At 71.8% G+C, this 13,501-nt stretch carries 9 protein-coding genes and 1 pseudogene; 5 read left to right on the forward strand and 5 right to left on the reverse strand.

Annotated elements, in window-relative coordinates; all coding sequences use genetic code 11:
* Positions 1-120: 120 nt before the first annotated feature.
* The gene (gene gabT, locus ACFMQL_RS22770) at positions 121-1,449 is read right to left on the reverse strand and encodes a 4-aminobutyrate--2-oxoglutarate transaminase (RefSeq protein ID WP_378786948.1); all 1,329 of its coding nucleotides are present in this window, start codon (positions 1,447-1,449) and stop codon (positions 121-123) included.
* Positions 1,450-1,564: 115 nt separating this feature from the next.
* Here gabT and ACFMQL_RS22775 point away from each other — a divergent pair, with 115 nt between their 5' ends.
* On the forward strand, positions 1,565-3,067 hold the full coding sequence (locus ACFMQL_RS22775) for a PucR family transcriptional regulator (RefSeq protein ID WP_378786950.1): 1,503 nt from the start codon (positions 1,565-1,567) through the stop codon (positions 3,065-3,067).
* Here ACFMQL_RS22775 and ACFMQL_RS22780 read toward each other — a convergent pair.
* Complete coding sequence (locus ACFMQL_RS22780) at positions 3,033-3,659, reverse strand: TetR/AcrR family transcriptional regulator (protein WP_364070842.1); 627 nt, start codon at positions 3,657-3,659, stop codon at positions 3,033-3,035. The genes ACFMQL_RS22775 and ACFMQL_RS22780 overlap by 35 nt on opposite strands.
* Before the next feature lie 289 nt (positions 3,660-3,948).
* Between ACFMQL_RS22780 and ACFMQL_RS22785 the strand changes: the two genes are divergently transcribed.
* A complete protein-coding gene (locus ACFMQL_RS22785) occupies positions 3,949-5,376 on the forward strand; it encodes an aldehyde dehydrogenase family protein (protein WP_364070845.1) in 1,428 nt (475 codons plus the stop codon).
* 152 nt (positions 5,377-5,528) lie between these two features.
* On the opposite strand, the gene ACFMQL_RS22790 is transcribed toward ACFMQL_RS22785, so the two are convergent.
* From ACFMQL_RS22790 to ACFMQL_RS22800, 3 genes are all read right to left on the reverse strand, one after another.
* Positions 5,529-5,672 carry a hypothetical protein gene (locus tag ACFMQL_RS22790; protein ID WP_378786953.1) on the reverse strand — a complete coding sequence of 48 codons (144 nt, stop codon included), beginning with the start codon at positions 5,670-5,672 and terminating at the stop codon, positions 5,529-5,531.
* Between the two features lie 26 nt (positions 5,673-5,698).
* The gene (locus tag ACFMQL_RS22795; RefSeq protein ID WP_378786955.1) at positions 5,699-6,916 is read right to left on the reverse strand and encodes a trypsin-like serine peptidase; all 1,218 of its coding nucleotides are present in this window, start codon (positions 6,914-6,916) and stop codon (positions 5,699-5,701) included.
* 61 nt (positions 6,917-6,977) lie between these two features.
* Positions 6,978-8,096 carry a peptidase gene (locus tag ACFMQL_RS22800; protein WP_378786957.1) on the reverse strand — a complete coding sequence of 373 codons (1,119 nt, stop codon included), beginning with the start codon at positions 8,094-8,096 and terminating at the stop codon, positions 6,978-6,980.
* Positions 8,097-8,293: 197 nt separating this feature from the next.
* On the opposite strand from ACFMQL_RS22800, the gene dxr reads away from it, so the two are divergent.
* From dxr to ACFMQL_RS22815, 3 genes and pseudogenes are all read left to right on the forward strand, one after another.
* Positions 8,294-9,484 carry a 1-deoxy-D-xylulose-5-phosphate reductoisomerase gene (gene dxr / locus ACFMQL_RS22805; protein ID WP_378786959.1) on the forward strand — a complete coding sequence of 397 codons (1,191 nt, stop codon included), beginning with the start codon at positions 8,294-8,296 and terminating at the stop codon, positions 9,482-9,484.
* Between the two features lie 39 nt (positions 9,485-9,523).
* Positions 9,524-10,692 (forward strand): annotated as a pseudogene (gene ispG / locus ACFMQL_RS22810) (flavodoxin-dependent (E)-4-hydroxy-3-methylbut-2-enyl-diphosphate synthase).
* A gap of 1,169 nt (positions 10,693-11,861) precedes the next feature.
* Positions 11,862-13,490, forward strand: coding sequence for an alpha/beta hydrolase (locus ACFMQL_RS22815; RefSeq protein WP_364069920.1), 1,629 nt, complete (start codon positions 11,862-11,864; stop codon positions 13,488-13,490).
* Positions 13,491-13,501: the final 11 nt, after the last annotated feature.

The following is a 13,501-nucleotide window of genomic DNA, read 5'->3' on the forward strand; positions in this document are numbered from 1 at the left end:
AGGCCGTGAGCGTCCTGCAGAGCGTCAAGTCAGAGTGAATTCTCTACCCATGCGACGCCGTTTACACCACAAAAACGGGCATCCAGCCGCAAGCTGGATGCCCGTTTCGTTGGGTTTCGTCTAGAGGTCGGCGATCGCCTTCTCCAGGATGCCAAGGCCCTCCTCGAGCAGGTGCTCGGGGATGACCAGCGGCGGCAGGAAGCGCAGCACGTTGCCGTACGTGCCGGCCGTCAGCACCAGCAGGCCATCGGCGTGGCAGCGCTTGACGACCTCGGCGACGGCCGCCGGGTTCGGCTCCTTGGTGCCCGGCTCGACCAGCTCGATCGCGATCATCGCACCCCGGCCGCGCACGTCACCGATCACGTCGAAGCGCTCCTTGAGCGCCTCCAGGCGGGGCAGCATGATCTCGCCGATCCGCCGGGCCTTGGCCACCAGGTCCTCGGCCTCGATCGTCTCCAGCACGCCCAGCGCGGCCTCGCAGGCCAGCGGGTTACCGCCGTACGTGCCGCCGAGCCCGCCCGGGTGCACCTTGTCCATGATCTCCGCGCGGCCGGTCACCGCCGCCAGCGGCAGGCCGCCCGCGATGCCCTTGGCCGTGGCGATGATGTCGGGGACGATGCCCTCGTCCTCGCAGGCGAAGAGCGTCCCCGTACGCGCGAAGCCGGTCTGCACCTCGTCGGCCACGAACACGATGCCGTTCTGCTTGCAGAACTCCGCGATGCGCGGCAGGAAGCCCCTGGCCGGCACGATGAAGCCGCCCTCGCCGGCGATCGGCTCGATCACCACCGCGGCCACGTTCTGGGCGCCGATCTGCTTGGTGATCACGTCGATGGCCTGCGCGGCCGCCTCCTCCGCGCAGTTCTCCGGGCCCGTCGGCCACCGGTACGGGTAGGCGAGCGGCACCCGGTAGACCTCCGGCGCGAACGGCCCGAAGCCCTGCTTGTACGGCATGTTCTTGGCCGTCAGCGTCATCGTCAGCAGCGTGCGGCCGTGGTAGCCGTGGTCGAACACCACGACGGCGGGCCTGCCCGTGGCGTGACGGGCGATCTTGACCGCGTTCTCCACGGCCTCGGCGCCCGAGTTCACCAGGAACGTGCGCTTCTCGTGCTCTCCCGGGGTCAGCTCGTTGAGCTTCTCGCACACCCGCACGTACGACTCGTACGGGGTGACCATGAAGCAGGTGTGGGTGAAGTCGGCCACCTGCTTGCGCACCCGCTCGACGACCCTGGGCGCGGAGTTGCCCACGTTCGTCACGGCGATGCCGGAGCCGAAGTCGATCAGCGAGTTCCCGTCGGCGTCCTGCACCACGCCGCCACCCGCGCGGGTCACGAACACCGGCAGCGTGGTGCCGACGCCGGGCGGGACGGCGGCCTGCTTGCGGGCCAGCAACTCCTGCGACTTGGGGCCTGGGATGGCGGTCACGACGCGCCGCTCCTGGGGAATGCTCATGCCACCGACGCTACGGGCGCTTCCCACCTGCGCCGATACGTCGGTATGTCACACTGGGAGTGGTCCTCTTAGCCGAAATGGACAATTTCGCATGCCGCCTACGCTCCAGACCGTCATGCGTCGCATGCAACTCAAGCCGCTGGCCGGCACCGCGCGGCCCGGCGTGCTCGACGCGCCCGTACGCTGGGTCGCCGTCAGCGAGCTGTCCGATCCGACGCCCTACCTGGAGGGCGGCGAGCTGCTGCTCACCACCGGCCTGCGGATGGAGGGCGACCTGTCCGGCTACGTCGCCCGGCTGGTCAGGCGCGGGGTCGCCGGGCTCGGATTCGGCGTCGGGGTCTCGCACGAGGAGACGCCGCCCGGACTGGTCGAGGCCGCAGAAGCGGACGGGCTGCCGCTGCTCGAAGTGCCGCGCGAGATGCCGTTCATCGCCATCGGCAAGGCCGTCAGCGAGCTGCTCGCGGCCGAGCAGTACGAGGAGATCAGCCGCGCCTTCGCCGCCCAGGGCCGCCTGACGCGGGCGGCGCTGCGCCAGGAGGGCGTGGAGGCCGTCATCGACCGGCTGGCCAAGGAGGTCGGCGGGTGGGCCGCGCTGCTCGACGAGTCCGGCGAGGTCCGCCACGCCACGCCCGGCGCGCGGACCGAGGCGGTCGCGGCCGAGCTGTCCCGGCGTCGCGGCCGTCCCTTCGAGCCCGTGCCGGCCGCCGGTGAGGCGCGGATGCCGGCCAGTCTCGCGCTGTCCGCGCCCGGCGAGCACATCGTCGTGCAGCCGCTGGGCGGCGGGGGCAGGCCGCGCGGGTTCTTCGCCGTCGGGGCCGAGCACGCCTTCTCACCCGTCACCCACACCGTGATCAACGCGGCGGGCTCCCTGCTCACGCTCTCCATGGAGCAGGGCAGGGCCCAGCGCGCCGCCGAGCGCAGCCTGCGGGCCGCCGTGCTCGAACTGCTGCTCGCGGGGGAGGAGGAGCGGGCCAGGGCGGTGCTCGGCCGGCTGGGCGGGCGGCTGCCCGCCGCACCCGTGGTGGCGCTCGCGGCGGGACCCGAGGCGCTCGACGCGCTGGAGCCGGTCGCCTACGCCGCGCTGACCGGCGTGCCCGACGTCGTGGCGCTCGTACCCGAGCAGGACGCCGAGGAGGTGGCGCTGGGCGCGGGGGTGCCGGTCGGCGTGAGCCTGCCCACCGGCTACGGCTCGCTGCGCGACGCGCTCGACCAGGCCAGGCGGGCCCTGGAGGCGGCCGGCGACACGCGGCGCGGGCCGGTCGTCAAGTTCGGCGAGCTCGCGGGGCAGGGGCTGCTCGCGCTGCTCGACCCGGCCGCCGCCCACGCGTTCTCCACGGCGGTGCTGGCCCCGCTCAACGCCTACGGCTCGCGGGCCGACCTGGTGGAGTCGCTGCGGGCGTACCTGGAGAGCAACGGCCACTGGGACGCGGCGGCCCAGCGGCTCGGCGTGCACCGCCACACGCTGCGCTACCGCATGAGGCGCGTCGCGGAGCTGCTCGGCCGCGACCTCGACGACCCCGGCGTACGCGCGGAGCTGTGGCTCGCCCTGGAGGCGGCGGGCCGCCCCCGGGCCAAGCGGCGGGCTACTCCGGCTTTTCGACCTGGTAGCAGCAGATGACCGCGTTCGTCACCGCCTCGTAGGTGCGGCCGTCGCGCAGGTGCCCGGCCCGTTCCAGGCTGATCGCGCCCTGAGCGGCCGACCACAGCGCGTCGGCGATCTTGCGAGGCTGCGTCGGCACCAGGTAGCCGGCCGAGATGCAGTCGGCGATGACCCGATCGAGGATGTTGAGCGCGGCACGCGCCAGCGTCCTGGCGCGCTCGCTGGGCTCGAAACCGGGGATCGCCCGCTCGAACATCAGGCTGTAGTAGCCGGGCTCGGACAGGCACGCCTGCCGGTAGGCCGGGCTGAGCGCCGTCAGGTGCTCGTACGGATTGCGCCGGGGCGGCACCGCCTCCAGATACCGGCGGAACCGCTCGAACCCCTCCAGATAGAGCGCCTCCGCCAGCCCCTCCCGGTTGCCGAACATCGTGTAGATGACGGTCGTCGTGCAGCCGGCCTCGGCGGCGATCCTGCGCATGGTCAGGCTGTCGGGCCCGTCGCTCTGGAGCAGGTTGACCGCCACGTCGAGCAGACGCGAGCGGAGTTCGTCATGGCTGGCGCGCTCACCCTGGGAGTACGCACCCTGCAGTCCGAGAGGCGCCGAGGTCATGAGACCTCCTTAGTGGCCAAGGAGCTATGCGTCCTTGTGACCTCACGTCGTTCGGTCACGGGGCCCACGCCTTTCTGATCGGGGGCCCACCGCGCTGGAGACCCGCACCCGATGACTTAGCCATGGCGGAGATCCCTCAAACCACTCCGCATGGTAAACATCCCGAATTGGGTCTACTTCTGTTACATCATGGGTATACAACGGGGCTTGTACTTAACGGTGAGCCCTCGTGTGAGTCTTGTGCATCGTGGTGTAAATCCCCCGTGCGGCCGTGGCATAACGTCGAGGTATGGACGTGCGTACCTTCTGGCTGGCCGGCCGCGCCGCGACCGGGGAGACCGAGCTCACTGTCACCAACCCCCACGACGGCCGCGAGGTCGGGCGGCACTCCGTGCCGACCGACGCCCAGGTGGAGGAGGCCGTGGCGGCCGCGCACGCGGTCGCGAAGGAGGCCGCCGCGCTGCCCGTGCACGTGCGCGCCGAGGCGCTGGCCCACGTCTCGCGCCGCATCGCCGAGCGCGCCGACGAGATCGCCCACCTCATCACCGCCGAGAACGGCAAGCCCATCATGTGGGCGCGCGGCGAGGTGAGCCGCGCCATCGCCACGTTCCGCTTCGCCGCCGAGGAGACCCGCCGCTGGTCCGGCGGCGTGCAGCGGCTCGACACCGAGCCCGCGGCCAACGGGCGCCTCGCCTACGTCACCCGCGTGCCCAAGGGCCCCGTGCTGGCGATCACCCCGTTCAACTTCCCGCTGAACCTGGTCGCGCACAAGGTCGCCCCCTCCATCGCCGTCGGCGCGCCCGTCGTCGTCAAGCCCGCGCCGGCCACCCCGCTGTCCTCGCTGCTGCTCGGCGAGATCCTGGCCGAGACCGACCTGCCCGCCGGCATGTTCTCGGTGCTGCCCATCGAGAACGCGCGCGCCTCCGCCCTCGTGACCGACCCCCGGCTGCCCGTCGTGTCGTTCACCGGCTCCGCGCCCGTCGGCTACGCCATCGCCGACCAGGTGCCGCGCAAGCACGTGACGCTGGAGCTGGGCGGCAACGCCGCCGCCGTCGTGCTGGCCGACGCCGACCTCGACTGGGCCGCGCAGCGCATCGCGCTCTACTCCAACTACCAGGCCGGGCAGAGCTGCATCGCCGTCCAGCGGGTGATCGTCGAGGAGCCGGTCTACGACGCGTTCGTCGAGCGGCTGCTGCCCGCCGTCAACTCCCTCGTCACCGGCGACCCCGCCGACGAGAAGACCCAGGTCGGGCCGCTGGTCTCCGAGGCCGCCGCCGAGCGGGTCGAGCAGTGGGTGCGCGAGGCCCTCGACGCCGGCGCCACCCTGCTCGCGGGCGGCGGCAGGGACCGCGCCACCATCGAGCCGACCGTGCTGGCCGACGTGCCGCGCGAGGCGAAGGTCGCCTGCGAGGAGGTCTTCGGGCCCGTCATGATCCTCCAGCGGGCCGCCTCCATCGACGAGGCGTACGCGATGGTCAACGACTCCAAGTACGGGCTGCAGGCCGGCGTGTTCACCCGCTCGCTCGACGCCGCCTTCCGGGCCAACAGGGAGCTGGAGGTGGGTGGCGTGATCATCGGCGACGTGCCGTCGTACCGGGCCGACCAGATGCCGTACGGCGGGGTGAAGGACTCCGGCGTCGGCCGCGAGGGGCTGCACTCGGCCATGGAGGACCTGACGTACGAGAAGGTCATGGTCCTGACCGGGCTGACGCTCTGACGCCTTAGTGGTGCGGCGGGCCGCCGGCTCTGGAGCTCAGTGGTGCGGCGGGGTGACGCAGCGCGCCCGCCACCCCGCCAGTCTTAGGGGCCCGTCTTAGGGGCCCGTCTCTGGGGGCCCGTTTCAGGGGCCCGTCCGGTGGGGCCCATTCTTCAGGCGCGCTCCGCCGTGCGGAAGAGCGCCTTGATCGTGTCGCCGAAGTACGGGCCGTACATCGTGCGCCGGTCATCGCTGTACTTGAAGCTGCTCAGCGACATGATCGTGCCCTTGCCCGTCGCCGTGTCGAATGAGGTCATCCACGGGCCGCCGCTCGCCCCGGCCGTCATGTCGCAGCCGAGCCCCTGGTCGCGGGTCTGGCCGTGCGGGTCGCTCTTCGCCGGCCCGCGCAGTAGACGAGGTGCGAGCCGTCGTACGGCGGGTCGGCCGGGTAGCCGAAGCCGAACGCCTGGCCGCCCCTGGGCGTGTTGAACGCGATGTCCTGGCCTCCCACGACGTCGGTCACGTGCCGGCCCCGCGAGGTGGCCAGGGCGACCATGCCGACGTCGTAGTTGTCGTCGGCGCTGCGCGACCACGGGCCGGCGACGAACATGCGGCGGGCGGCGTACTGGCCGTACGGGCGCGGGCCCGCCGTGCCGTACGCGGGGACGAACGTCCAGTTCGCCGCCCACTCGCCGGTCCCGTCCTTGACGCAGTGGCCCGCGGTGACCACGACGTCCCTGTTGGCGCTCTTGACCGTGCTCGCCGAGCAGACGAAGTCGACGCCCGCGACGGTCAGGAACACCCGCCCCGTGGTCCGCGCCACCTGGCCGCCGGTGATCCAGCGGGAGCCGGACGTGGTGGTGGCCGGCTTGGCGGGCCTGCCCGGCACCGCCGGGGCGAGGGGGCGGGCGGCGGCCATGAGTTCGCGCGGGGCCGGCAGGTCGGCGCTTCCGCTCGGCGCGGCCGCTCTGCCGGACGCGAGCTCTTTGGACGCGCCGTCCGTGGGGTGGCCGGACGCGCCGCCCGCGAGCTGGCCGGCAGCGCCGTCCGTGGGGTGGCCGGCAGCGCCGCCCGCGAGCTGGCCGGCAGCGCCGCCCGCGAGCTGGCCGGCAGCGCCGCCCGCGAGCTGTTCGGGAGCGCCGCCCGCTGTCCCCTTGGGAGCGCCGCCCGCGAGCCCGCCGGTGAGACCTTTCGCGAGACCTTGCGTCAGACCTTGCGTGAGGCCGCCCGGGAGGTCGCCCGGGAGGTCGCTCTGCAGAAGGCCGCCGTTCTTGAGGAGACCGCCGTTCTTCAGGCCGCGCTCGACGAGATCGAGCAGGTCGATCGGCAGCGCCCTGGCCATGCGTTCAGGAGTCCAGTACGCGAGCACGCGCCGCTGATCGACGGGCGTTCTGGCGGCCACGTGCTCGACGATGTCACCGCGCTCCGCAAGGCGCGCGGGAGCGACGGCCGGGGCTCCGGCCAGGGTGTCGGCCTGCTGGCGGACGGGTGCCGCACCGACGAGGGCGGGGCCGATCAGCCCCGCCAGGAGCGGGGCCGCCGCAAGCAGGGGGGTGCTCATGGTCATGTCCCATGAGTGTGCACCACGAGATGTGTTCTTGTGACTACTTTCGGTGAATTGATCAGGCTGCGTTGGTGCTTTGTGCCGCTTGATAGACGGCCTGGGCCTCGCTCCCGAAATAAGGGCCGAACATCCAGTTGGGGGCGAAGTTGTATTTGAAGCTGTTGACGGAATTCTGCGTGCCGAGACCGGTGGATTCGTCGAAATTCAGCATCCAGGGGCCGCCGCTTGAGCCGCCGGTCATGTTGCACGTCAGTCCGAGGTCCTCGCTGGCCAGGACGTCGTCGAACGTCTGCCCGCTGCAGTAGACGAGCTTCGAGCCGTCGTACGGGGCCGCCGCCGGGTAGCCGAAGGCGTACATCTGCCGGCGTCGCGGCTGGTTGAAGGCCACGCCCTGGCCGCCGACGGTGTCCACCAGCGTCTTGCCGTCGACCGGCGCGACCACGGCGGCGGCCACGTCGAAGTTGATGTCCTCGCGGGTGTTCCACTGCTGGGTGGTGAGCAGCCGGGTGGCCGGCCAGGTGCCGAAGGGGCGGTTGCCCTTGTCGTAGCCGGGGACGAAGACCCAGTTCGTGTGGAACGTTCCGTTCATCTTCACGCAGTGGCCCGCGGTCAGCACCACGCTCTTGTTGGCGCTGGTCACCGCCGTGCCGGAGCAGGAGGCGTTGCGGCCCTGGGTGGTGAAGAAGATCCGCCCGGTGGTGCGCGCGACCGCGCCGCCCTTGGTCCACGCCGCGCCCGGGCTGTTCGCGGCCTGCGTGCTCGTGCCGCCGCCCGCCGTGCCGCGGGTGGGTGGAGCGGTCCAAGCCGTGCCCTGGCGAGGCTCGGCCGCGCTGGGCGCCGCCTTGGGGTCGGGGGCGTCGAGCGGCTTGGCGGACTCCATGCGCTGCTCCGTCCAATACGTCATCACCTGCCGGCGCTCGGACGCCGAGTCGGCGGCGGCGTGCTGGGCGGGCTTCGGCTGCCCCTTCGACGGGGTCTTCGCCTGGGCCGGGGTCTTCGACGCCACCCGGTCCTTCTGCGCGGTCCCGGACACTCCCGCCGGCTCGCCAGGGGACGCGCCGCGGGCGCCCGGGCCGCCCTCAGGGCCGGACGCCTGTGCCGCTCCCGCGGGCAGCGCACCGGCCAGCAAGGTGCCGGTGAGCGCGGCGGCGGAGAGCATGGCGATTCTGCGGTGCATTACGTACCTCCCTAAAGCGGACTACGGGGAGGGAACGTAGCGGCCGCAATATCCGGATTTCTCAAGATTCGCTCATTCCGATATGACGAATTTCCGGCATAAATGAACTGGGTTATCTCGTGTCACAAAAGGAGGCGGATTTTGGCCCGGCCGCCTCGGCGTGCCTGAGCGCCCGGCGCAGCGGGGAGAATGGGTCTGTGCATGCGAAGACCCTCCGCTCCGTCGTACTCCTCGGCTCCACAGGTTCGATCGGCACACAGGCCCTCGACGTCATCGCCGCCAACCCCGACGGCTTCCGCGTCACGGCCCTCGCGGCAGGGGGAGGGAGGGTCGAGCTGCTGGCCAGACAGGCGGCCGAGTTCGGTGTCGAGGCGGTGGCGGTGGCCGACGCGGCGGCCGTGCCCGCGCTGCGGGAGGCGCTGGACGCTCACGGCGTCAAGCCCGTCGTGCTCGGCGGCCCCGAGGGGGTGGCCGAGGTGGCCGGCTGGGAGTGCGACATGGTGCTCAACGGCATCACCGGCGCGCTCGGCCTGTCGTCGACGCTGGTCGCGCTCAAGGCGGGCCGCCTGCTCGCGCTGGCCAACAAGGAGTCGCTGATCATCGGTGGGCCGCTGGTCAAGCGGCTGGCGGCGCCGGGCCAGATCCTGCCCGTCGACTCCGAGCACTCCGCGCTCCAGCAGTGCCTGTGGGCGGCGGGGCCCGACGGCTACGACCCCTCGCAGGTCAAGCAGCTCGTGATCACCGCGAGCGGCGGGCCGTTCCGCGGCATGAAACGCGAGGAGATGGCCGACGTCACGCCGGAGATGGCGCTGGCCCACCCCACCTGGTCGATGGGCCCGTACATCACGATCAACTCCGCCACGCTCGTCAACAAGGGGCTCGAGGTCATCGAGGCCCACCTGCTGTTCGACCTGCCCTTCGACCGCATCGAGGTCGTGGTGCACCCGCAGTCGATCATCCACTCCATGGTCGAATACGTCGACGGCTCCACCATCGCCCAGGCCAGCCCGCCCGACATGCGGCTAGCGATCGCGCTCGCGCTCGGCCACCCCCACCGCGTCCCCGGCGCCGCTCGGCCGATCGACTGGTCCAAGGCTCACACCTGGACGTTCGAACCGCTCGACGACGACGCCTTCCCCTCTGTCGCGCTGGCCCGCCACGTCGGCGGCGAGGGCGGCACCGCGCCCGCCGTCTACAACGCCGCCAATGAGGTGTGTCTCGACGCGTTCCTGCGCGGCGATCTGCCGTTCCTGGGCATCGTCGACACCGTGGCCAAGGTCGTCGAAGAACACCAGGTCACCCCGGCAGGCTCCGTCGAGGAGGTGCTCGCGGCCGACGCCTGGGCGCGGGCCCGTGCGGCCGAGCTCACAGCCGGGCAGTCCCGCTAGCTACCTAAACTGGAAAGCGTCGTCACAGTAAGGGTTGAAATGTCTTCTGTAGCTCTCGGCATCCCGACGGTCCGTCCCAAGCCGCTCGCCGAACGCCGCCGTTCCCGCCAAGTCATGGTCGGCAACGTGCCCGTCGGCGGCGACGCCCCCGTCTCGGTGCAGTCGATGACGACGACGGTGACCGCCGACGTCAACGCCACCCTCCAGCAGATCGCCGAGCTCACCGCGTCGGGCTGCCAGATCGTCCGGGTGGCCGTGCCGTCCCAGGACGACGCCGACGCGCTGCCGCTGATCGCCAAGAAGTCGCAGATCCCGGTGATCGCCGACATCCACTTCCAGCCGAAGTACGTCTTCGCCGCCATCGACGCCGGGTGCGCGGCGGTCCGGGTCAACCCCGGCAACATCAAGAAGTTCGACGACAAGGTGGGCGAGATCGCCCGCGCGGCCTCCGACGCCGGCGTGCCCATCCGCATCGGCGTCAACGCCGGCTCCTCGACCCCCGCCTGCTGCAGAAGTACGGCAAGGCGACGCCCGAGGCGCTGGTGGAGTCGGCGCTGTGGGAGTGCTCGCTGTTCGAGGAGCACGGCTTCCGCGACATCAAGATCTCGGTCAAGCACAACGACCCGGTCGTGATGATCAACGCGTACCGGCTGCTCGCCGCCAAGTGCGACTACCCGCTCCACCTCGGCGTCACCGAGGCCGGGCCGGCCTTCCAGGGCACGATCAAGTCCGCCGTCGCGTTCGGCGCGCTGCTCGCCGAGGGCATCGGCGACACCATCAGGGTCTCGCTGTCCGCTCCTCCGGTCGAGGAGGTCAAGGTCGGCACCCAGATCCTCGAGTCCCTGGGGCTGCGCGAGCGTGGCCTGGAGATCGTGTCCTGCCCGTCGTGCGGGCGGGCGCAGGTCGACGTCTACACCCTCGCCGAGCAGGTCCAGGCCGGTCTGGAGGGCATGAAGGTGCCGCTGCGGGTGGCCGTCATGGGCTGCGTCGTCAACGGCCCCGGCGAGGCCCGCGAGGCCGACCTGGGCGTCGCCTCCGGCAACGGCAAGGGCCAGATCTTCGTCAAGGGCGAGGTCATCAAGACCGTGCCGGAGTCGCAGATCGTCGAAACCCTGATCGAGGAGGCCATGCGGCTCGCCGAGGAGATGGGCGTCGAGATCGACCTCGACGACGACACCACCACCGGCCCCACGGTCACGGTGGGCTGACCACCGGCCTTCACGGTCCTGCCCGGCTGACCGGCGGCGGTCTCCTGTGGCTCGCGGTGCGTCGAGCGCCACGGGCCTCACGGGCGGCGCAACGCCTTGGACGTCGTGGTCGCGGTCGGCTGAGTGCCCCGGCCTCGGTGGTGCGGCTGGCTGCGTGCCACGGATCTCGGGGTCGCGGTGAGCTGAGCGCTAGCCGAGACGTGTCCGCTCGACGGCGGGCACGTCTATTGGTGGGCGTGGTTGCCTCAGCGGTCGCTGTGGTGCTCCGCTCCGGCCGCGCTGCTCGCATCGGACTCCCTGGTGGCGTGGAGTCCGTCGGGTGCGCGGACCGCTGCCCGCTTGTGTTCGAAGCGCCTCCTCCCTAGCGCTGTGTGGGGTCCGTCGGGTGTGCGGGCCGCTGTTCGCTTGTGTGCGAAGCGCCTCGGCACGGGCGCGCCTCACGCGCTCGCCACGCCGGCTCATCGATGACGACGCGGCTGCTCCGGCGTGCCGTCTGCTGGTCGCAAGGCGCAGCCTGGCGGTGTGCCGGACGTGGCCGGCTGGGTGTTGCCCGGTCGTCTGCGGGGCCTGGTGGGATTGGGGCTGTCCGGATGCGCGGCCGGCTCGGTGCGCGCGTGACGGCCTTGCTGGATTCGGATTGGTGAGCGCCACCCGGGCGGCGGCCAGTCGGCCGCGCCCGCCCTGCGACGGGCCTGCCCACCCGCATCCTCGCCAGGGCGCGAAAGACGCGGGCCCCTGGTGCTCGCGGTGGTCGCTCTGCAAGGGCGCCTTGGTGCGGCCGGCTGAGCGCCGTCCGGCAGGGGGCAGCCGGGTCGCGCCTGCTCGGGACAAGCGGGTCCTGCATGAGCACGTCTCTGGCGCTTATGGCGCCTGCCTGCGGAGGCGCGGGCTCTGCGGTCGGCTGAGGGTCCCCACCAGTTCTGCCCGGCCGTGCGGAGGCTCGTTGGGCTGGGGTTCGGCCTCGTGGGCGTTCGCGCGGTTCAGTGAGCGGGCTGCTGGGGGGATAGGCGGGCTGGACGGGAGGCGGGCTGGACGGGAGGCGGGCTTGGGCGGTTCCAGTCGCCCGGCAATCTTGCCGCTAGGCGTTGGCAAGCTTTTCCCCATACCCTTCGTGATCGCCTGGTGACTCACGGGAGCATCGCAGGGCCTATGAACAGGAAGGGGGCCGGGTGAAACGGGTAGTGGTGGTCGTCGCCGGAGTGGCGATGCTCGTGGCCGGGGTCGGGAGTGCGAACGGGACCGCGGTGGCGGTGGCCGCGCGGGAGGCGCCGGCGGCGGCGCGGCAAGCAGCGGCGGCGGCCGTGACGTGGGCGGCCTGCCCCAAGGCGCCGGGTAAGTCGGCGTCGGCGGAGCTGGAGTGCGCGACCGTGCAGGTGCCGCTCGACTACCGCAGGCCGAAGGCTCAGACGATCAAGCTGGCGCTCAACCGGATCAAGGCCAAGGTGCCCAGCGGCAGCAGGCATCTCGGTACGCTCCTGATCAACCCGGGCGGGCCGGGCTCGCCGGGCCGGAACCTGACGGAGTACGTGGCCTCATCCCTGCCCGCCGACGTGGCCGAGCGGTACGACATCGTCGGCTTCGACCCGCGCGGTGTCGGCGGGAGCGAGCCCGCGATCCACTGCATGGACGCCGAGACCTTCTACAAGGCGCCCAGGCTGGACCAGATCCCGCGCAACAGGACGCACGAGAAGGCGCTGCGCAGCCGCGCCGCCAGGTACGCGGAGGCGTGCGGCGACCGGTGGTCGTGGCTGCTGCCGCACCTGACGACGGAGAACTCCGCCAGGGACATGGACCGCATCCGCGCCGCGCTCGGCGAGGAGAAGATCAGCTACTTCGGCTACTCGTACGGCACCTACCTCGGCGCCGTCTACGCCACGCTGTTCCCCGGCCGGATCAAGCGCCTGGTCATGGACAGCACGGTCGACCCGAGCGGCAGCTGGTACACGCTCAACCTCAGGCAGAACCGCTCCTTCGAGCGCCGTCACCGGCAGTTCCTGGCCTGGACGGCCCGGCACAACGACGTCTACAAGCTCGGCTCGACGGTGAAGCAGACGTCGTTCGCCTTCTACGCGATGCGCGACCGGCTGCGCTCGCACCCGGCCGGTGGCGTGGTGGGCCCGAGCGAGCTGGACGACACGTTCGCGCTGGCCGGCTACACGGACAAGGTGTGGCCGTCGTTCGCGCAGGCGTGGTCGTCGTACGTGCGCGACGGCGACGCGTCGGGCCTGACCGACATCTACACCAGGCACGGCAAGAACGACGCGGCCGACGAGAACGGCTACGCCGTCTACCTGGGCGTGGAGTGCAGCGACGCGCGCTGGCCACGCAAGTGGGAGAAGTGGCGGGCCGACATGACCAGGATGCACCGCAAGGCGCCGTTCCTGACCTGGCCCAACGCCTGGTACAACGCTCCCTGCGCGTTCTGGCCGGTGCGGGGCGGCACGCCGGTGCAGGTCAAGGACTCGCCGAAGCTGCCGCCGTTCCTGATCCTGCAGTCCAAGGACGACGCGGCGACGCCGTACCGCGGGGCGCAGGAGATGGCCGAGCGCTTCCCGCGCGCCCGGCTGGTGGTGGACCAGGGCGGCAACCACGGGGTGACGCTCGCGGGCAACGCCTGCATGGACCGGCATCTGGTGGCCTACCTGCGGGACGGGACGCTGCCGCGGGACGGCTCGTCCTGCGCGGCGGCGCAGCAGCCGAGCCCGGCCGTCGCCGCGCCCCAGGCGGCGGGCCGCTCGCGCGCCCCCGACCTGCTGGGCCTGCTCGGCGTGCTGGACCTGCTGAAGGGCGCGCGCTGAGGCCGCTGCCG

This window comes from Nonomuraea fastidiosa (assembly GCF_042751225.1).
Classification (GTDB): domain Bacteria; phylum Actinomycetota; class Actinomycetes; order Streptosporangiales; family Streptosporangiaceae; genus Nonomuraea; species Nonomuraea fastidiosa.